The organism is Archangium lansingense (assembly GCF_026626635.1).
GTDB classification, from domain to species: domain Bacteria; phylum Myxococcota; class Myxococcia; order Myxococcales; family Myxococcaceae; genus Archangium; species Archangium lansingense.
In genome coordinates, this window is sequence record NZ_JAPNKA010000001.1 from 7,327,060 (window position 1) to 7,346,518 (window position 19,459).

General features: G+C 68.7%; 19 protein-coding genes and 3 tRNA genes. 6 read left to right on the top strand and 16 right to left on the bottom strand.

Going from position 1 to position 19,459, the window contains the following annotated elements:
• The first annotated feature begins 88 nt into the window (after positions 1-88).
• Positions 89-790 carry a 2OG-Fe(II) oxygenase gene (locus tag OV287_RS29315; RefSeq protein WP_267537350.1) on the top strand — a complete coding sequence of 234 codons (702 nt, stop codon included), beginning with the start codon at positions 89-91 and terminating at the stop codon, positions 788-790.
• 15 nt (positions 791-805) lie between these two features.
• On the opposite strand, the gene OV287_RS29320 is transcribed toward OV287_RS29315, so the two are convergent.
• The 6 genes from OV287_RS29320 to murJ form a co-directional block, all read right to left on the bottom strand.
• The gene (locus OV287_RS29320; RefSeq protein ID WP_267537351.1) at positions 806-1,480 is read right to left on the bottom strand and encodes a hypothetical protein; all 675 of its coding nucleotides are present in this window, start codon (positions 1,478-1,480) and stop codon (positions 806-808) included.
• Positions 1,481-1,621: 141 nt separating this feature from the next.
• Positions 1,622-1,695: transfer RNA gene (locus tag OV287_RS29325), tRNA-Met, on the bottom strand.
• A gap of 87 nt (positions 1,696-1,782) precedes the next feature.
• Positions 1,783-1,856 (bottom strand) — tRNA-Met (locus OV287_RS29330).
• A 76-nt stretch (positions 1,857-1,932) separates the two neighbouring features.
• Positions 1,933-2,006, bottom strand: a tRNA-Met gene (locus OV287_RS29335).
• Between the two features lie 117 nt (positions 2,007-2,123).
• Positions 2,124-4,202, bottom strand: coding sequence for a S1 RNA-binding domain-containing protein (locus tag OV287_RS29340; protein WP_373371846.1), 2,079 nt, complete (start codon positions 4,200-4,202; stop codon positions 2,124-2,126).
• A gap of 384 nt (positions 4,203-4,586) precedes the next feature.
• Positions 4,587-6,188: a murein biosynthesis integral membrane protein MurJ gene (murJ, locus tag OV287_RS29345; protein ID WP_267537352.1), complete on the bottom strand. Its 1,602-nt coding sequence runs from the start codon at positions 6,186-6,188 to the stop codon at positions 4,587-4,589.
• A 210-nt stretch (positions 6,189-6,398) separates the two neighbouring features.
• Between murJ and encB the strand changes: the two genes are divergently transcribed.
• The 5 genes from encB (at position 6,399) to OV287_RS29370 (ending at position 11,809) form a co-directional block, all read left to right on the top strand.
• Complete coding sequence (gene encB / locus OV287_RS29350) at positions 6,399-6,899, top strand: encapsulin nanocompartment ferritin-like cargo protein EncB (RefSeq protein ID WP_267537353.1); 501 nt, start codon at positions 6,399-6,401, stop codon at positions 6,897-6,899.
• A 26-nt stretch (positions 6,900-6,925) separates the two neighbouring features.
• Positions 6,926-7,783, top strand: coding sequence for a family 1 encapsulin nanocompartment shell protein (locus OV287_RS29355; protein ID WP_267537354.1), 858 nt, complete (start codon positions 6,926-6,928; stop codon positions 7,781-7,783).
• A gap of 25 nt (positions 7,784-7,808) precedes the next feature.
• Positions 7,809-9,227: a sigma-54-dependent transcriptional regulator gene (locus OV287_RS29360; protein ID WP_267537355.1), complete on the top strand. Its 1,419-nt coding sequence runs from the start codon at positions 7,809-7,811 to the stop codon at positions 9,225-9,227.
• 137 nt (positions 9,228-9,364) lie between these two features.
• Positions 9,365-10,393, top strand: coding sequence for a M23 family metallopeptidase (locus OV287_RS29365; protein WP_267537356.1), 1,029 nt, complete (start codon positions 9,365-9,367; stop codon positions 10,391-10,393).
• 120 nt (positions 10,394-10,513) lie between these two features.
• A complete protein-coding gene (locus OV287_RS29370) occupies positions 10,514-11,809 on the top strand; it encodes a hypothetical protein (RefSeq protein ID WP_267537357.1) in 1,296 nt (431 codons plus the stop codon).
• A gap of 60 nt (positions 11,810-11,869) precedes the next feature.
• Here OV287_RS29370 and rsmI read toward each other — a convergent pair whose 3' ends face one another.
• The 10 genes from rsmI to OV287_RS29420 form a co-directional block, all read right to left on the bottom strand.
• A complete protein-coding gene (gene rsmI / locus OV287_RS29375; RefSeq protein WP_267537358.1) occupies positions 11,870-12,700 on the bottom strand; it encodes a 16S rRNA (cytidine(1402)-2'-O)-methyltransferase in 831 nt (276 codons plus the stop codon).
• Between the two features lie 9 nt (positions 12,701-12,709).
• Entirely contained in the window at positions 12,710-13,093 is a 384-nt protein-coding gene (locus tag OV287_RS29380) for a YraN family protein (protein ID WP_267537359.1), read from the bottom strand.
• Positions 13,094-13,146: 53 nt separating this feature from the next.
• The gene (locus OV287_RS29385) at positions 13,147-15,129 is read right to left on the bottom strand and encodes an ATP-binding protein (protein ID WP_267537360.1); all 1,983 of its coding nucleotides are present in this window, start codon (positions 15,127-15,129) and stop codon (positions 13,147-13,149) included.
• 112 nt (positions 15,130-15,241) lie between these two features.
• Entirely contained in the window at positions 15,242-15,655 is a 414-nt protein-coding gene (gene rplS / locus OV287_RS29390; protein WP_267537361.1) for a 50S ribosomal protein L19, read from the bottom strand.
• 124 nt (positions 15,656-15,779) lie between these two features.
• Entirely contained in the window at positions 15,780-16,514 is a 735-nt protein-coding gene (trmD, locus tag OV287_RS29395; RefSeq protein ID WP_267537362.1) for a tRNA (guanosine(37)-N1)-methyltransferase TrmD, read from the bottom strand.
• The gene (gene rimM / locus OV287_RS29400; RefSeq protein WP_267537363.1) at positions 16,514-17,074 is read right to left on the bottom strand and encodes a ribosome maturation factor RimM; all 561 of its coding nucleotides are present in this window, start codon (positions 17,072-17,074) and stop codon (positions 16,514-16,516) included. The genes trmD and rimM overlap by 1 nt, the downstream gene beginning before the upstream one ends.
• Positions 17,071-17,361, bottom strand: coding sequence for a KH domain-containing protein (locus OV287_RS29405; RefSeq protein ID WP_267537364.1), 291 nt, complete (start codon positions 17,359-17,361; stop codon positions 17,071-17,073). Before OV287_RS29405 ends, rimM begins: the two co-directional genes overlap by 4 nt.
• A 25-nt stretch (positions 17,362-17,386) precedes the next feature.
• Positions 17,387-17,650 (bottom strand): 30S ribosomal protein S16, encoded by a 264-nt coding sequence (gene rpsP / locus OV287_RS29410; protein WP_267537365.1) that lies wholly within the window; start codon positions 17,648-17,650, stop codon positions 17,387-17,389.
• A gap of 87 nt (positions 17,651-17,737) precedes the next feature.
• Entirely contained in the window at positions 17,738-18,898 is a 1,161-nt protein-coding gene (gene rlmN, locus OV287_RS29415; protein ID WP_267542438.1) for a dual-specificity RNA methyltransferase RlmN, read from the bottom strand.
• Positions 18,899-18,988: 90 nt separating this feature from the next.
• A complete protein-coding gene (locus OV287_RS29420; RefSeq protein WP_267537366.1) occupies positions 18,989-19,453 on the bottom strand; it encodes a hypothetical protein in 465 nt (154 codons plus the stop codon).
• Positions 19,454-19,459: the final 6 nt, after the last annotated feature.

Sequence of the window (19,459 nt, forward strand, 5' to 3'; positions counted from 1 at the left end):
GGAGCAACGAAGAAACAGGGGGCCTGCCTGGCAGCGTGCCGTGCCTTCGTTCCAGGAACCCCGGCCTGAACCCGCTAAGCTGCGGCGCGTGAGCGAGTTCGTCACCCACCGTGAAGCCATGACCGCGGAGAAGCTGGAGGCCCTGCGGGAGGCCCTGCTCTCCTCGCGCTTCGTGGCGCGGAGCCCGCTGATGGGGACGTTCCAGAGCAGCCGGGGTTTCGCGCTCATCTTCACGGAGGCAGGGCGGGCGAAGCTGGAGGAGCGCTTCCCATTCCTCCGGGACTACCTGGCGCTGGTGATGGACCCGGCGAGCGCGCGGGGACTGCTGCCCTGGCGGGAGCGGCTCTTCGGTCCGAAGAAGGAGCGGCGGAGGCCAAACGCCTTCTATGTGAACCTGCTGTTGCTGGAGCCCGGGCGAGGCGTGGGCCGGCACATCGACGCGACGCTGCAAGAGCCGAGCGGAGTCCCGGGAGCGACGCCCGAGCACGTGAGCGTGCTCTACCTGAACGTGCCCGAGGGCGTGAAGGGAGGCGCGCTGGTGCTCTCGCGTGGAGCGCAGCCGTCGGGCGAGGTGCGGCCGAGGCCAGGGATGCTGGTGCACTTCCGGGGAGACCTGACGCACGAGGTGCAGCCCTTCACCGGGGGTCCGGAGGGCGCACTGCGGGCGAGCCTCGTGTGCGAGCAGTACGCGTTCGAGCCGGAGGCACTCGCGCGACTGCCCGAGTTCCGCATCCAGTCCAAGGCGGGCTTCGCGGCGTACCTCGAGGAGCACCGCGAGCGCCGCACGTAAGGTGCACGGGGCCATCTACCGAAGCCGAGCCGCCAGGGAGCCCAGCTCGCGCGACTTGTGGCTGTCCTTGCGTGCCGCCTGGAGGGCGAGCGCCTCGGCCGCCGCGGCCACTTCCCGCCGCACGTCCGCCGCCAGCTCCGCCTCCACCAGCAGCTCGGGGACTTCCGAGAAGCGACCATGCTCGTCGGCGAGCCAGGCCGCGAGCAGTTCCTCCGCCACCACGCGCGCCGCTCCCGCCACTCTCGCCGCCAGCCCCAGCGCCACCCTCGCGAGCTGCGAGCAGAAGAGCGCCAGCTCGTCCTCGTCCGCGATGCTGTCGAACACCCGGGGAAGGACCTTCACGAAGTAGCGGAGCACCGCCACTCCCTCCGCCGGATAGCCCTCGGCGAAGGAGCGGATGTCTCCGAGCAACCGCTCCAACCGGCCGATGTAGCTGGGGAGCTCGCGCCAATCGACGTACCGAACCCCCACCGCCTCATCGATGGCCCGCCGCAAGCGTTGGGACAAGGCCGCATCGGCGGCAATGGGGACCCGCTGCCCGGCAAGGACCCGCCGCAGCTCCGGCTCCGCCAGCAACCGCTCCACGGCGAAGTCGAGCAGCCGCTCCCGGGGCCAGGACTCCAGCCGGGCCCGGAGCTCCGCCCTCAGTGCCGGCTCGCTTTCTTCTCGGCCACCGTGCTTCCGGTTCATCGGGCCAAATCTAACCACCCCCACCGGAAACGTCACCTCCATACAGGTGACTCCGAAAGTGGTGTGGCCCGCGCCGCACAAGAGCCCAGAAACGACAAAACCCCGCCGGCTCATCACCGGCGGGGCTTCGTTTTCTTCGAGTTGCGGGGGCAGGATTTGAACCTGCGACCTTCGGGTTATGAGCCCGACGAGCTACCAGGCTGCTCCACCCCGCGACATGGCTCTACACCAACACCACACATCCTATGACTTGCGACGATAAAGCCCCGCTGGCTCATCACCAGCGGGGCCCCATCCACGAGTTGCGGGGGCAGGATTTGAACCTGCGACCTTCGGGTTATGAGCCCGACGAGCTACCAGGCTGCTCCACCCCGCGATATCGTTTGCGGCTCTATGTCAAACACCAGAGACCTTGTCATCTATTTCTGACAGGGTCTCTGGCCTGTCTGAAGTTGCGGGGGCAGGATTTGAACCTGCGACCTTCGGGTTATGAGCCCGACGAGCTACCAGGCTGCTCCACCCCGCGGCGTCGAAGCGGGAGGCTAAGTACCGCCCTCCCCCTGTACCGTCAACTGTTTTCCTGAAACAGCGGGAGGCGCGCTCTCAATTCCCCGCGCCTCCCGTACGCACAGTGAGACGGGCGTTACTTGCCCGACTTCTTGAACAGATCGGCGAAGGTGCCGAGTCCCTTCTTGCCACCGCCCACCGGCTGCTGGCTCTTGGTCCACGCCTCGACCTCGGCGCGCTCCTCGGCCCGCTCAGCGGCGGTGATGGAGAGACGGACCTTCCCGGAAGCGTCGATGTCCACCAGGGCCACCTTCAACTCCTGGCCGAGCGAGAACTTCTTGCGCAGATCCGTGCCGCGCTCGGTGCCCGTCTCGGAGGCGGGAATAAGACCCTTGCCACCCGGGAACACGAGGAACACACCGTAGGGCTCGATGCGGTCCACCTTGCCCACCACCACCTGGCCCACCTTCGGGCGAGGCACCGCGGGCTCGGCGGGCTTCTTCTCCTGGGCAGCGGCCGGGGCCGGACGCTCCTCGGCGGGGCGCTGGGCCTCCTCCTCGGTGATCCGGCGCAGACCGATGCGCTTGTCGGCAGGCTCGATCTTCTCCACCTGCACCCAGATGGCCTCGCCCACCTGCACCACGTCGCGCGGGTGCGCGATGCGGCGCTCGGACAGCGCGGAGATGTGCACCAGGCCGTCCACGCCCGGACGCAGCTCCACGAAGGCGCCGAAGGGCTGCAGCCGCACCACCTTGCCCTGCAGCCGGTCGCCCTCCTTGATCTCCGCGAGCGCCGTCTTGAAGGGATCCTCCTGGCGGGCACGCATGGAGAGGGTGATCCGCTCCTTGTGCTTGCTCTTGTCCGGCGAGTTGGGCTGCGCGGGCTCCATGCGGAGGATCTCCACCTCCACATCGTCGCCCTGCTTCACCACGTCACTCGGGTGCGCCACGCGCATGTAGGACATCTCGGAGACGGGGATCATGCCCTCGACTCCGCCCAGGTCCACGAAGGCGCCGAAGTCACGCACGCCGGTGACCTTGCCCTTGACCACCTTACCCTCGGCGAGGGTCTCGCGCGTCTTGGCCGCCAGCTTGCGCTGCTCGTCCTCGAGCAGGGAGCGGCGCGAGAGCACCACGTTGCGGTCACGCACCTCGGTGACGCGGAAGGTGAGCTTCTCGCCGATGAACTGATCCGGCTTCTCCACGAAGCGGATGTCGAGCTGGCTGATGGGGCAGAAGGCGCGCACGTCGCCGATCGCCACCTCCACACCGCCCTTGTTCACCGAGAGGACCATGCCCTCCACCGGCATGCCGGAGGCGCGGGCCTCGGCCAGCATCGCCATGTTGGCGCTGCCCTTGGCCAGCGCGCGGCTGAGCAGGATGCCCCGGGCGCCTGCCTCGATGACGTGCGCCTCGATGGTGTCACCCACGCCGTAGCGCAGCACACCCTCGTCGTCCTTGAGCTCGCGCAGCTCGATCATCGCCTCGCTCTTGGCATTGGACAGCGTCACGAAGGCCGTGTCCGCGCCGAGCTGGAAGATCGTGCCCGACACCTTCTCGCCCACGCGCACCGCGCGGCGGCCCGGAACCCCGCCGTCCTTCTGCTGCGCCTCGAACATCTCGGCGAAGGACTGGGACTCGGCGACCTCCTCGTACAGCGCGCTGCTGGGCGCCGGCGTGGGAGGCGCCTTGGGGGCCGGAGCCGCGGAAGCCGCTGGAGCGGTCGGCTCCACCGGGGCCGAAGCCTCTGCCGCGGGCTCGGCCGGAGCGGTCGACGCCGGGGACGGAGTCACCGGGCCACGCGTCTCCACCGCACCCGAGGCGCGCTTCACGACGACCATGGGGCCCTGGGGCCGGCGCTCGCCGCCCCCCTTGCCACCGCGGTCGCCACCACCCTTGCCACCCCGGTCGCCGCCACCCTTGCCGCCGCGGTCACCGCCGCGGTCACCGCGCGGACGGCGCTCACCCTCGCTGGGGGCAGCCTGCTGCGCCCCCGCCTCACCCTCCGGCTTCGCCGGACGGGGCTCACGCTCGCCACGCGGGCGATCCGACCCGCGGTCCCGGTCACGGCTGCCGCGCTCCTCGCGCTCGCCGCCACGGCCCGCCGGGATGCCGAGCATCACGTCGCCAAAGGTGGCCTTGGGCTTCTTGGGACCAAACCCCCCAGGACCGCCACCGCCACCAGAACCAACGGAACCGTTCTTCTCGTCGCTCACTGCCAGGACCTTCCTGAACGAAATCTGGAATCCAGCGTCGGGGGACCGTACCCCCAGGCTGGTAAAAAGGCGGCGCACTCTACACACGCGCCGTGCTTGGACGGAAGACGCATGTGGTCATCTTCTATCAAGCGCGCCCGAAACCTCTCCATAACGCGACACGTCGCATGTCCCATCCTCCCCGGCGGGAGACACGGGCATGCCCGCCTGCTCCTGCCTGCATGGAGCCATGGCTGAAACTGGACACGGGTCCACCTGAGGGGAAACCCTCACCCCCCACCCTCTCCCAAAGGGAGAGGGGGCCTGCCACGGGGACAACCTGGGGGGCGAGATACCCTCACCCCGCCCCTCTCCCGGAGGGCGAGGGAGAGCAGGGAGCGCGGGTCAGCGGGCGGGCTTGCGCCGGAGCACCCGCTGGAACACGGCCTTCGCCTCGGGGATGCCCAGGGCCCCCGTGACTCCGAAGTAGACCGCCCCAAAGGGCAGGACCACCGCCAGGAAGAGGACGATCGGGTGTAGGTGTGGCGGGGCAAGCAGGCGTCCACCCCACTCCGCCTCCACTCCGGGCATGGGCCCCAGCACCCGCGCCAGCGCCAGCTTGATGCCCAGCCCCGTCAGTCCCGCCGCGAGCCCCGCGCCCCACAGCTTGAACAGCAGCGCCCCGGGCACCCCCACGTGGCCAATCTGCCCCGCGAGGGCCCGCCGCAGCATCTGCGCCTCGAACCAGGCCACCAGCCCGCTCGTCACCGTGAGAAATACCGCCCCCAGGTGCTCCGGCAGCCCCACCAGCCCCGGCAGCCGCAGGGCCAGGAACCAGGCCGCCGCGGCACCCAGGCCGACCCGCACCACCGCGAAGCGCAGCGGCGTCCGGGTGTCCTTCAGGGCGTAGAAGGCCGAGGCGTACAGCCGACCCAGCGCAGAGGCCACCAGGCCCACCGCCGAGCCCATCAGCAGGTACCAGAGGTAGCGCGTGTCCGCGGCGGTGAAGCGGCCCGTCTGCAGCAGCCCGCCCGCCACCACGTCACCAATAAAGAGCAGCGCCGCCGCCGAGGGCACCACGAAGAAGGCGATGCGGCGCGCTCCCGCCTCCAGGCGCGTGCGCAGCTTCGCGGCCACCTCCTCCCCCGATCCCGCTGTGCGCGACATCTCCGGCAGTTCGGCCGCGGAGATGGACATCCCGAAGAGGCTCACCGGGATGAGGTAGATGGTCTGGGCGTACGTCAGCGTGGACAGCGCCCGGTCCGCGATGAGCGACGCATAGGACGTGTCTACGTAGGCACTCACCTGCACCACGCCACGGCCAATCACCACCGTGCCGAAGCTGCGCAGCACCTGGCGCACGGACTCGCTGGCCGTGGACAGGGTGGGCCGGAAGCCGCCGAGCACCCGCAGCACCGACGGCACCTGCACCCCGAACTGCAACAGGCAGCCCGCCACCACACCATAGGAGAGCACCACCACCAGCCGCTCCTCGGGCAGCCCGCGCAGGCCCGCCACCACCAGCGTGGCGATGATGGCCAGGTTCCACACCACCGGAGCCAGGTACGACAAGAGGAACTTCCGGTGGCTGTTAAGGACGCCCAGGCACCATGCGGACAGCACCAGCATGCCCGTGCCTGGAAAGAGGATACGGACGAGCTGGATGGCCATTGTCCGCGCCTCGCCCTCGAAGCCCGGAGCGATGGTGTCCACGAAGAACGGGGTGGCGAGCATGCCCACCGCCACCATCACGCTGGTGGCCAGCGCGAGCAGTCCGAACACCGCTCCCGCGACCCGATCCGCCTCCTTCGTGTCCCCCTTCCCCAACAAGCCCGCATATACGGGGATGAACGAGCCGGAGAGCACGCCCTCGCCGAAGAGGTTCTGCAGGAAGTTGGGAATGCGCAGGGCCGCCTTGAACACGGCGGCGGCCATCCCGTTGCCCAGGTAGTGCGCGAAGAAGCGCTCGCGCACCAGTCCCATCAAGCGCGAGGCGAAGATGCCCATCGCGACAAACAGCGCGCCTCCGCCTCGGGCTCGCGGCCCTGGGGAGACGGGCCGAGGTTCAGGAACGGGAGGAAGGCCGGAGCGAGGAGCGGGAACGGTCACGAGAGGGCAATCACTCTATGCGGAGCGTTCACCTGCTTGAAGCGTGAACTCCCGTCCCATGGTTTCCCTTGACGGTTACCCCTGCAGGCCGCAATGGTCAGCGCTCGCATGGCCGCTCCCCCAGAGAAAGACCTCTCGACCGATGTGGCGCTCGTCCGCCAGGTCCTGGCGCGCGAGTTGGAGACCATCAACGAGTACGAGGCCCATGCCCGTGTAGCCTCCACCCCAGAGCTGCGCGACTTCTTCCTGCACCTGGCCGCAGAGGAGAAGGAGCACGTGGCCGAGGCCGTCCACATGCTTCGCATGCTCGACGCGGGGCAGGAAGCCCACTTCGCCAAGCCCGTCACCACGGGCCACTTCCAGGGCGCCATCGAGGGCAAGCCGTCACCCGCCCCGGCCCCTGCTCCCGCCGCGGCGGCTCCGTCTCCGGCGGCTCCGTCCGAGCCCGCTCCCCGAGGCCCGGCCCGTGGCGGACGCAATGCCAATGGCCAGGCCGAGCCGCCTCCTGGCCTCGTTCAACCCGAGCGCATCCTGTATGGCGTGCCTGCCCCGCCGCCCAGCCCGGGCGCCCAACCCTTGACCGTCGGCTCGCTGCGGCGCAGCCGCTGACTCCGTACCTCCCCTGGAGCGTCCCCATGCCTGACTTCCTTGGACATGCCGAGAACCCACTGCGCGAGGACGAGTGGGCCCGCCTCAACGAGACCGTCATCCAGGTCGCCCGCCGCTCGCTCGTCGGCCGTCGCATCCTGGACATCTACGGCCCGCTGGGTGCCGGCGTGCAGACTGTCCCCCATGACGAGTACACCGGCGTCAGCCCGGGCGCGGTGGACATCGTCGGCGAGCAGGAGACGGCCTCCGTCTTCACCGACGCGCGCAAGTTCAAGACGATCCCCATCATCTACAAGGACTTCCTGCTGCACTGGCGCGACATCGAGGCCGCGCGCCTGCACAACATGCCCCTGGACGTCTCCGCCGCCGCCGGCGCCGCCGCCCTGTGTGCCCAGCAGGAAGACGAGCTCATCTTCTACGGTGACCCCAAGCTCGGCCACGAGGGGCTGATGAACGCCACCGGCCGCCTCACCGTGCCGCTCGGCGACTGGACCACCCCCGGTGCCGGCTACCTGGCCATCGTCGAGGCCACCCGCCGGCTCAATGAGTCGGGCCACTACGGCCCCTATGCCGTCGTTCTCTCGCCCCGCCTCTACTCGCTGCTGCACCGCATCTTCGAGAAGACGGGCGTGCTGGAGATCGAGACCATCCGTCAGCTCGCCTCGGACGGCGTCTTCCAGTCCAACCGGCTGCGCGGCGACTCGGGCGTGATCGTCTCCACCGGCCGCGAGAACATGGATCTCGCGGTGGCCATGGACATGGTCGCCGCCTATCTGGGCGCCTCGCGGATGAACCACCCCTTCCGCGTGCTGGAGTCGCTGATCCTCCGCATCAAGCACCCCGACTCCATCTGCACCCTGGAATCCGCGCCGAGCCGCGGCTAGCCCCACGGAGCCCCCGCCAGCCCCCATGGCGAAGATTCTGGTCATCGACGACGAGGCGAACCTCCGCAAGGTGCTCGCCGCCATCCTGCGCCGTGACGGCTTTGACGTCACCGTCGCGGTGGATGGCGAGCAGGGACTCGCCGAGTTCAACAAGAATGGCGCGGACATCGTGGTGACGGACCTCGTCATGCCCAAGGCCGGTGGCATGGAGGTTCTGCGCTCGGTCAACGCCGCCAACCCCGACGTGCCCGTCATCATCATCACCGCGCACGGCACCGTCGACTCCGCCGTCGAGGCCATCAAGGCCGGCGCCTTCGACTACATCACCAAGCCCTTCGATCAGGCGGAGCTGTCGGCCGTCATCGCCAAGGCCGCCAAGGCGCACGACGTCGCCCAGCGCTCGGTGCGCGCCGACGCCAAGGCCCGCGCCGCCATCATCGGTGAGTCGCCGCAGCTCCAAGAGGTCTTCAAGATCATCGACAAGGTGGCGGACACCCCCTCCACCGTCCTCATCAACGGCGAGAGCGGCACTGGCAAGGAGCTCATCGCCTCGGCCCTGCACGGCGCCTCCAGCCGCCGCGACAAGCCGTTCATCAAGATCAACTGCGCCGCCATCCCCCACAACCTCCTCGAGTCCGAGCTCTTCGGCTACGAGCGCGGGGCCTTCACGGGCGCCGTCACCTCCAAGCCCGGCCGCTTCGAGCTGGCCGACGGGGGCACCCTCTTCCTCGATGAGATCGGCGAGATCCCCGTCGAGATGCAGGTGAAGCTGCTGCGCGCCCTGCAGGAGGGCGAGTTCGAGCGCGTGGGTGGCATCAAGACGACGCGCGTGGACGTGCGCCTGATCGCCGCCACCAACCGCGATCTGCAGGCGGAGATCGAGACCGGGCGCTTCCGCAAGGATCTGTACTACCGGCTGGCGGTGGTGCCCATCGTGCTTCCGCCGCTGCGCGAGCGCCGCGCGGACATCCCCACGCTCGCCGGGCACTTCGTGGAGAAGTACAACCGCAAGCTCAACAAGAAGATCGAGGGCATCTCCGACGACGCCATGGCGCTGCTGCAGGCCTACAGCTGGCCCGGCAACATCCGCGAGCTGGAGAACCTCATCGAGCGCGTACTGCTCTTCGCCGACGGGCCCTTCATCACCGCGAAGGATCTCCCGGAGCCGGTGCGCCAGGGTCCGGCCACGGCAGCACCTGCCCTCTCGGCCGCTCACCTGGAGGCCTCGACGGGCGAGGGCGGCCTCAAGGACATCGTCCGCATGAAGGCGGCCGAGCTCGAGAAGGACCTCATCACCAAGGCCTTGGAGGAGACGGGCGGCAACGTCACTCGGGCCGCCAGGCTGCTGCAGATCAGCCGCAAGTCCCTTCAGACGAAGATGAAGGAATTCGGACTACGCGACACCACTCCTCCGGACGGGCGGGACGAAGCCCTCGACGAGTGACACCGGGACGGCGAAATATCGCCGCGAAACCGTCGGTTCGGTCCCGGCCACAACCCTTTTCCCCTCTGGGAGCCTGAATGCGGCCGCCTCTTCCCACCCTCGGACCACAGCCGAAGAAAAGCCCTGTAGGTCCGGTGATGGTCGTCTCCTTGCTGCTCGGCCTGAGCGCCGGAGGCGTGTGGTGGTGGAAGCAGCGACTGGTCTCGGAGACGCCCCCCGCCACGGCGGAGCAGAACGCCGCCACCGCGCCCGTGGCTCAGGGTCCCGGAGAGGCCGGCTCCACCGCCACTCCTCCTTCCGCCGCGCCTTCCGGTGCCCCCGCCGCCGCTCCGACCGCGGCCGCTCCCGTGGATCCACTCTCGGCCGCCGGGCTGTCCCGCGCCTTCATCCGCATTGACGGGCCGATGGAGACGGCCGTCACCGCCGCCGCCGGCCCCTCGGTGGGCCCCGCGCTCGCTCAGGTGGTGACGCGCACGCTGGTGTGGTGGGTGGACGTGCCGGGTGATCTCCGTCGCGGAGATAGCCTCGACGTCCTCTACGAGGTGCGCCCCAACGAGGAGCCCCTCGTGCACGCGGTGCGCTTCACCAGCAACAAGACGGGCCAGACGCACCGCACCTACCGCTTCCAGCCCGAGGGCGACAAGAACCCCCGCTACTACCTGCCCAGTGGCGAGGAGCTGGAGCTGCGCCTGGAGAACTCGCCCCTGGAGGACTACGAGCAGGTGACGTCGCTGCTGCGCGATGGCCGCCGACACAAGGGCGTGGACTTCAAGACGCCCGTGGGCACCCCGGTGAAGGCGCCCTTCACCGGCATCGTCCGCCGCAAGAACTGGAGCTTCCGCTTCAACGGCAACTGCGTCGAGCTGGAGGAGGTGGGGGGGAAGCACCGCCGCGCCCTCTTCCTGCACATGGACGAGCTGCCGCGCTCGCTCAAGGTGGGCGACCGCTTCAACGTGGGCGCCGTGCTGGGCCGCAGCGGCAACAGTGGCCGCTCCTTCGCGCCCCACCTGCACTACCAGCTCGAGGCCACCAATGAGCGCGTGCTGGATCCGTACGAGAGCCACCGCACCTACCGGCGCTCGCTCGCGGCGTCGCATCGCGCGGCCTTCGAGGCCGAGGTGCGCCGGCAGGATGGGCTGCTCGGCACCCCAGTCGCCGGCGGCTGAAGCCATCCGTTTCTTGACACCCCTGCCTCCGGCGTCTAGCGTCCTCGGGATAATTTCTCAACGTTTCCCGAGGGTTAGACGTCATGGGGTCGGTCCCGCGGGAGGGGTTCCGGAGGTCGGATGTCTAGGCTTCGCGCCGTAGTCGCCGCGCTGACGCTGGGTACGCCGTTCGTCGCCACTGCTGCGGATGTCACCCGAGTCGCTTCGTCCTTCGAGGACGAGGATCCATTCGGGATGTTCATCGACGTGGGTATCGAGCACTCGCGGCGACGCACGAAGATCGTCCGCGAGGCGCTGCCCCTGGAGACGGGCGGGACGCGTCAGTACCAGAGCGAGCTCTGGTACAAGAGCTTCGATACGCGCCTGAACATGGACGTGGCCTTTGGCATCGCCCAGGACGTGGAGCTGTCGTTCGGGCTGCCCGTGGTGCTCTTCCAGGACGAGTCCTGGGACTACGTGTCGGGCACGAACGCGAGCAACTCCACCATCATCAACAACTGCGTGAACGCCAACGGCACGCCAACTAACACTGGCTGCAACCCGGCCACGGGCGCGGGCACGGTGCCGCTCTTCAACGTGCCCGCGGCGACGTACCGCGGCGGCGCGCTGGGCAACATGCGCTTCGGGTTCGCGTGGTCCATCTTCAACCAGCGCAAGGACGAGACCAAGCCCACGTGGGTGGTGGGACTGGACTACGAGGCGCCCACGGCCCCGCTGCTCGATCCGTCCGTGGAGACGACCACGGAAGCTCGGGGCAGGGCCGTCGGTGACCGAGTGCACAAGTACACGGTGTCCACGGCGCTCTCGCGGCAGATCGGCCTGGCGGAGCCGTACTTCAAGATGCACTACACCGTCCCCGTGCGCGGCCCGGGCGCCTGGACCAACTGCAACAACCCGAACACGATTCCGCAGAACCTCGGACATCCGGAGAACTGCGGTCTGCCGGGGTGGGATCGCAAGGAGACGGGCATCCAGGCGCCGCACGTGGCTGGAGTGATGTTCGGCTCCGAGTTCCAGGTGCTCGACCAGCCCACGCGCAAGTTCAAGATGGACCTGCGGGCCATCAGCAACTACGTGTCCGAGGGCCGCTACTACAACGAGCTGAGTGGCACGCTGCGCAAGCTGCTCGCCACCGGGGACTACGTGCAGATTGGCGGCCAGCTCGCCGTGACGGCCGAGATCTCCGACATCCTGTCCGTCCGGGGCTCGGGCATGTTCCTGTACAACACGGACCACCTCCTCACCGACGAGAAGATCGGCAAGGACCTGGACGGCAACGGCTCGGTGGACATCACGGGGAACCCGGCGGAGCTCAACCCGAACTTCGACTACCGCACGGACTTCGTCTCGCGGCGCTTCTTCGCCACCGAGAGCAAGGACTTCCGCCTGGATCTGACCGCCACCCTGCGGTTCTAACCTGGTTTCTCACCCGTGCAGGCCCCCTCTCCCTCTGGGAGAGGGTTGGGGTGAGGGTCGTCACCGCTTCTTGAGTCCGAGCCCCAACCGGTACACGTCCTGCCCGGACCAACCCGCGCGGCGAGCCAGCTCGGTGCTGAGCGCCTTGAGCTTCTCGCCTCGCCCGAGCCCCTCCTCCAGCGCGCGCTGTAGCTCCTCCTCGGACCAGCGCCGCTCTCCGGTGCGTCCCTCCACCAGCACCACCACCTCGCCTCGGGGCTCCTCGGCCGCGTAGCGCTCTGCCAGCGCCGACAGCGTGCCGCGCACGAACTCCTCGTGCACCTTGGTCAGCTCCCGCGCCACCACCGCGCGCCGGTCTCCCAGCGCGTCCTTCAAGTCCGTCAGCGTCTCAGCCAGCCGGCGCGGGGACTCGTAGATCCCCACCGTGGCCGACAGGGGCGCCACCTCCTCCAGCATGGCCTGGCGCTCCGGACCCTTGCGCGGCAGGAAGCCCAGGAAGTGGAAGCGCCCGGTGGGCAACCCCGAGGCACTCAACGCCGCCACCAGCGCCGTGGGGCCCGGGACCGGCACCACCTTCACCCCGCGCTCAATCGCCTCGGCCACCAGCTTCTCCCCGGGATCGCTGATCCCCGGGCTGCCCGCGTCCGTCACCAGCGCACAGTCCTCCCCGGCCTCGAGCCGATCCAGGATGCGGCCGGCGCGCTGGCCCTCGGCGAAAGCCGGCAGGCTCACCGTGTCCGCGGAGATGCCGAAATGATCCAACAGCACCCGCGAGTGCCGCGTGTCCTCGCACGCCACGAAGGACACCGCCCGCAGCGTCTCCAGGGCGCGCGTAGAGATGTCCCCCAGATTCCCGATGGGCGTGGCCACCAGATAAAGCGTCCCAGCCATTTCCGTGCCTCACATACCGGCGTCGAAGGCGCCCGGCAGATGCTCCACCGTCGCGCGCTCGCCGCGGCCCACCACCGAGATGACATCGAAACGGATCATCCTGTCCCGCAACCCGTGGGCCAGGAGGTAATGCAGCGCGGCCTTTACCACCTTGCGCTGCTTGGCGAAGGACACCGTGTGGGAAGGATCTCCCCACACCGCCGTGGAGCGCATCCGCACCTCCACGAAACAGACGGTGCCCCCGTGCTCGGCCACCACGTCCAGCTCCCCGTAGCGGCAGTAGAAGTTGCGCGCGCGCACCCGGTAGCCCCGAGCCTCCAGGAAGCGCACCGCCTCTGCCTCGCCCTCGTCCCCGTACTCCTTGCGATCCACCCCTGCCCCTCCCCGTCCCATCCCATCCCCCTCCCGGGCCCCCACCGTAGAGGCCCCTCACGCCATGGCGCGCACTACAGATTGACAGGCCCGTCCGACAGCTGCGCGAGGCCGGGATGCGGGGTGACGTGCAGCACCTGCGTCAGCGTCCCCAGGTGCTTGAGCATCCGCCCCAGCAGCGGCAGTCGGGACTCGTCCAGACCGACCAGCGCGTCCTCCACGAGCAGCGGCAGCTTCACCCGGGCGCTCACCTTCTCCACCACCGTCAGCCGGAGGCTCAGGAAGAACAGGTCCACCTCGCGAGGAGGCAGCTCGCCCACGGGCATACGGCGGCCCGAGGAGGTCACCACCATGGTCCGTCCATCCCTGTCCCACTCGACGCTGGCGTAGCGGCGCTCCGTGAGGGCGCTGAAGTACTGCACGCACCGCTCGCGCATCATCCCGATGACCGCGGGCACATCCGTGGCGAGCAGATCCCCCGCCAGGCTCAGCACCATGGGCGCCGGATCCTCCAGCGGCTCCATGCTGCCACCGGCCACATCGGCACCCGGCATACCCATGGCGGCCATCTGCGGGTTGCGCGCGAGCGCGATGGACTCCTTGAGCCGCGCAAGCTCCCGCTCCACCTCGCGCACGTCGCGCACGAAGGCGCCCTTCTCCGAGATCTTCGCGTTGAGCAGCTCGATCTGCTGGCGGAGCACCGGAAGCTGGTGAGCGGCCTCCATGAACTCCGGGTGCTTCTCCATGGAGACGAGCTGGGCGCGCAGCTGGGCCACCTCGGCGCCGAGCTGCTCTCGCCGCTGCAGGCGAGGCGGAATGTCCTTGGGCGTGTCCACATCGAACACTTCCAGCGCCTTGCGCACCGGCCCGGCCTCGGCCTCGAACTCCTCGAGGATCTTCTTCTCGCGCACGGTGAACATCTCGCCCCGGCGGCTCAACCGGTCCTTGTCCTGCAGCTCGTCCACGTAACGAATGGCGAGCACCGCGGCGAAGCCGAAGGCGGGGATGTCCAGCAGCGCCACGTACCGGACCCAGTCCTTGGGGAAGAGGCCGGCGACGAAGCACGCCACGCCCACGCCCACGGCGATCCAGAAGTTGCGGTTGCGCACGAGCGGCTCCACGTCCGGCAGACGCTGTGCCTCCTCGTCGGCCACCTCGCGCTCGGACTGCAGCCGCGCCATCGCCTCGTCACGGCGGGCCAGGGTCCTCGGGTAGCGCTCCGCGCGAGCCACGATGTCCTGGGGCAGGCCCATCGACTCGGGCGTGGGCTCGGCGTTCCAGGCCTCCTCCGCCTGGCGCAGCTTCTCCTTGAGTCCGTCGGTGCCGCGCAGCTTCGACTCGAGATCGAAGACCTGGGAGTTGAGCCCGTCCACCTCGAACTGGAGGTTGTCCACCTCCCTGCAGAACACGAGCTCCTTCTCGAGCTCCCGCACCTTCGCCTCGGCGGCGGGGATGTCGGAAGCGGGCAACACTCCCGGAGAGGAGATGGACATGCCGGGAGACGACGGGTGCATGCCCGGAGATGTCGGAGAGCGCATCGCGGGCATGCCAGGAGACGACGGGTGCATGCCCGGAGACGAGTGCGCGCGCAGGCCCGACGTGGAGGCCGGGCGGCCAGCGCCACGAGGCCGGCGCGAGGGCAGCTGCGCCGCCTGGAGACAGAAGAGCTGCTCGAAGGTGGTGCGCGGCGGCAGGCCCACCTGGCCGCGGAGGAACTGGTTCGCCTCGGCGGTGTCCTGGCTCACCAGCTCCGGCTGCTTCGTGGCCGGGTTGAGCCGGTGCAGCGAGCCACCTCCACCCAGCTCGCGCAGCACGCGGTAGGTGACGGAGTCCTGCCCCACCAAGGTGAGCGCGGCCTTGCCCGCCTTCTGCGTAGTGGCAGCCAGCGCGGCATCACCGCCCCGACCATCCGCGTAGAGCAGCGCGAGCGACAGCCCCGCCAGCGGGCTCAGCTCCGCAGTAGGGGGCTTGAGGACCAGATACCCGGTCTTCAGGGCGAAACGGCCCGCCGGAGAGAAACCCCGGACGTTCTGGACGGCGACCTCGACGAAGTGCATGCGCCCCCCATTCTAGCGCGCATGAGCATGAAAAAAGGGAGCGTCCTCATAAGGACGCTCCCCAAAAAGGCACCGGCCCCAGAGGACCGGCAGGCAACCAGGCGACCGGAGACTAGCTGGCGGCCGTCTTGGCGGCCGTCTTGGCGGCGTGGCTCGCGGCGGCGCGACGCATCTCCGCGTCCTCCTGGCTCTCCACGCGGGAGGCCTTGCCCTTGAGGGCGCGGAGGTAGAAGAGGCGGTTGCGGTTCACGTTGCCGCGGGTGAGGACCTCGATCTTCTCGTAGCGCGGGCTGTGCACCGGGAAGATGCGCTCCACGCCCACGCCGAAGGAGACCTTGCGGACGGTGAAGGTGGCGCGGTTGTGGCCCTTCGTCTTACGGATGACGACGCCCTCGAAGGCCTGCACGCGCTCCTTGTCGCCCTCCTTGACCTTCCAGTGGACTCGAACCGAGTCACCGGTACGGAACTCGGTGACGTCCTTACGGAGGTGCTTGGCCTCCACGTACTCGATGGCGCTGCGACGCATGACTGACTCCAAGTAAAGCTCAGACTCGGGGTACGAAAACTGAGAGCGGGCCGTACTAGCAGAGAGCCGGGGGTCGGACAAGCCCGCAAAACACCGACCCGTGGCCCGGAAACGGATGGAGGGGCTACAGCTCCTCCTCTTTCTTGGACAACAACTTCAAGTCCGCCTTGCCGAACTCCAGGCGGGCATACAGGTCCGGGCGTCGTTCCCGGGTGAGCTGCAGGGCCTTCCAGCGGCGCCAGCGGGCAATGCGCGCATGGTCTCCGGACTGGAGGGCGGCAGGCACCTCGGCGCCGCGGAAGACCGGGGGCCGGGTGTAGTGGGGGTGCTCCAGCAGGCCCTCCTCGAAGCTCTCCGTGACGCTGGAGACCTCGTTGCCCAGCACTCCCGGCAGCAGCCGGGCCACGGCATCCACCACGGCCAGGGCGGCCACCTCGCCCCCGGTGAGGATGAAGTCCCCCAGGGACACCTCCCCATCCAGGTACGGCATGACGCGCTCGTCCACGCCCTCGTAGCGGCCGCAGACGAGGATCAGCCCCGGCTCCTTCGCCAGCTCGCGCGCCCGCACCTGGGTGAACGCGGGGCCCCGAGGGCTCATGAGCAGCACCTTCGCCCCCGCGGGAATCCGGGCCCGAGCGGCCTCGATGGCGGCCACCAATGGCTCCGGCTTCATCACCATGCCGGCACCACCCCCATAGGGCGTGTCGTCGGTGACGCGGTGCTTGCCCTCGGCGTAGTCACGGATGTGCGTGACGGTGACGCCGAGCAGCCCCTTCTCCTGGGCCTTCCCGAGGATGCTCGCGCCCAGGTAGCCCGAGACGCTGTCGGGGAAGAGGGTCAGCACCTCCACGGGGTACATCAGTCCTCGCCCCCTTCCGACTCCCCTTCAGGCTTCCCGGCTCCCGCCTCCAGGTACTCCGGAGGCCTCACCACGAGCCGGCCGCCGGGGATGTCCACGGTGGGAACGAAGTCGTCGACAAAGGGCACCACCAGCTCTTCCCTGCCCTCGGCGCGGATGACGAGATTGGGCACCTCGCCCGTCTCCCAGAGTTCCTCCACGCGGCCGAGCACGTTGCCGGCCTCGTCCACGGCGGTGAGCCCCACCAGGTCGCCTTGGAAGTACTCGTCCTCGGCGGGTGGCTCGAGGTCCTCCCGGAAGGCGAGCACGGTGGCCCCCACCAGCGCCTCGGCGGCAGTGCGGCCCTTCACGTCCTCGAAGACCACGAGGGTCTCCTTGGGCGTGGGCCGCACGGAGACAATGCGCAGGACACGCTCCGAGCCGGAACGTGGACGCACGAGCACGCGCTCGACATGGTCGAGCGTCTCGGACGCCGGATCGAAGGCGCGGACGGCCACCTCGCCCTGGAGTCCATGGGCACGGGCCACATAGCCCAGCTCGAGATGGGGTTTGAGCGTCACTGGCCTTCGGGGGTGGTGGGGGGCGTGGGGGTCGCGGCCTGGGGTGGCTGACGCCGGTCGTCCTGGATCTCCAGACGAACCTTCTGGCCCTGCTTCTGGGCCGCGGCGCCGAGCAACGTCCGGAGGGCACCCACAGTGCGCCCATCACGGCCGATGACCTTACCCACGTCCTCGGGGGCGACCTTCAGCTCATAGAGCCGGGCCCCCTCCACGTCGGACGCGCGCAGGCTCACCTGGTCTGGTTGATCGACCAGGGCCCGCGCGAGATAGATGATGAGCTGCTCCACGCTGTCCGCTCAGCCTGCGAGAAGACTAGGCGGGCTTGGCGACGGGGGCGGCGCGCTTGTGGCGCTTGATCAGCTCGCCCACGGTGTCGGAGGGCAGCGCGCCGGACTTGAGCCAGTGCTCCAGGCGGGCCTCGTCGAACTCCACCTTGGCGGGCTTGTGGTTCGGGTCGTAGGAACCCACGGCCTCGAGGAACTTGCCATCCCGGGGGTTACGGGAGTCGGTGGCCACCACGTGGTAGTACGGCTTCTTCTTGGCGCCCGCGCGGGCAAGACGGAGAACAACGGCCATTTCTGATGCTCCAGGTGAAAACTGAAGGTGAAACAGAAGGTGATCAGCTTGGAGGGGGGCGCTCTTAACGCCGCCACAAGCGGATTGTCAAGGAAGCTCGGGGTCTTGCGTCGTTTCCGACGCATTTTCGCCGCCCCGGTTGGCCAACTGGCCACACGCACCGGCAATATCACGGCCCCGGTTCTGCCGGATGAAGGCGGCCACGTGCCCGTCACAGAGGAGTTCCCGGAAGCGTTCGGCCCGCTCGTCCATGGTGGTCTTGAAGCCCAGCCCGGGGTTCTCGTTGTAGGGGATGAGGTTGACCTTGGCGGGGATGTCCTTGAGCAGCTCGATGAGGCGGTAGGCATCCTCGTCGCTGTCGTTGAAGCCCTGCAGGAGGACGTACTCGAAGGTGATGCGGCGCCCCTGGCGCAGGGGGAACTTGCGGCAGGCGTCGAGCAGCGCCGCGATGTTCCACTTACGGTTGACGGGCATCGTCTTGGAGCGCTGCTCGTCGGTGCTCGCGTTGAGCGAGATGGCGAGCTTCACGTCCGTCTCCTGGCCGAAGCGCTCGATCATCGGCACCAGACCCACCGTGGAGACGGTGATGTGGCGGTGGCTGAAGTTGGGCCCCTCCTCCGACTGGAGGATGGAGAGCGCCGCCTTCAGGTTCTCGAAGTTGTGCAGGGGCTCGCCCATGCCCATGAAGACCAGGTTGGAGAGCGGGCGGTAGGTCTCCAGGTTCTCCAGCTTGCGCACCTCGCGGTTGACCGCGTGCACCTGGGCGACGATCTCCCCCGGGGTGAGGTTGCGCTTGAGCCCCAGGGTGCCCGTCATGCAGAAGCTGCACGCCATGGCGCAGCCCACCTGGGTGGACACACAGAGCGTCTTGCGGTCCTCGGAGGGCATGTAGACGGACTCGATGTAGCGGCCGTCGCGGGTCTTCCAGCGGTACTTGATGGTGCCGTCCACCGAGCGCTGCTCGAGGTCCTTCACCAGGGGGACGATCTCCGCGCGCTGCTTGAGCTTCTCGCGCAGGGCCTTGGAGAGGTCCGTCATCTCCTCGAAGGACGTGGCGCCGCGCTGGTGCATCCACCGGTAGAGCTGCCCCGCACGGAACGCGCGCTCGCCCAGCTCCTCGGTGAGGAAGCGGGTGAGGCCCTCCAGCGTGAGGCTGGAGACCTCCGTGAGCTTCGCGGGCGCGGGGGCCGGCGCGGGCACGGGGGTGGCCGTAGGGTCGGCGGGGGTGTTGGGGGACTCGGGCAGCATCGTCATGGTTCCAACGGGGGGAGTGTGGGTGTCACTTCCCACAACCTGGGACCTGGAGTCAAAGGAGCGCTCGTCCCCTCCCCTGCCTTCCTAACCTTTCTTGGCGTCGCGCGCTCGCCCCATACGACGAACCATCCAGACACCACCGGACTCCACAACCAGTGTCGTGAGCACCAACAGCAGCAAGAACCCCAGGACACCAGTGCTCAAAACCATGCTGAGGTAGACCGCGACGAGCGCAGCGACATCAACAACACCGAGCACGACGAGCAAGCCCATCCACGAGCGCCGCGCTGACCGGGCCAGCGCAAGGTAGACCATCGCGACTACACCACTGAAAGCGAGCGTAGCCGCGAGTGCCAGACCTGGAGACAAATCGCGTCTCGGAAGGAAATTGAGCAGCAGGAACTCCAACGCCGCGCAACTTCCATAGAAAAACCGATCCACGCGATTTTCGCCGCTTCCGAGGCCAGTTGCGATGAACGGAACAACGAGAGGCACGAAGCCCCAAAACACGAAGACACGCACACTGGCCAAGTCAAACATCATCACCATCCAGCG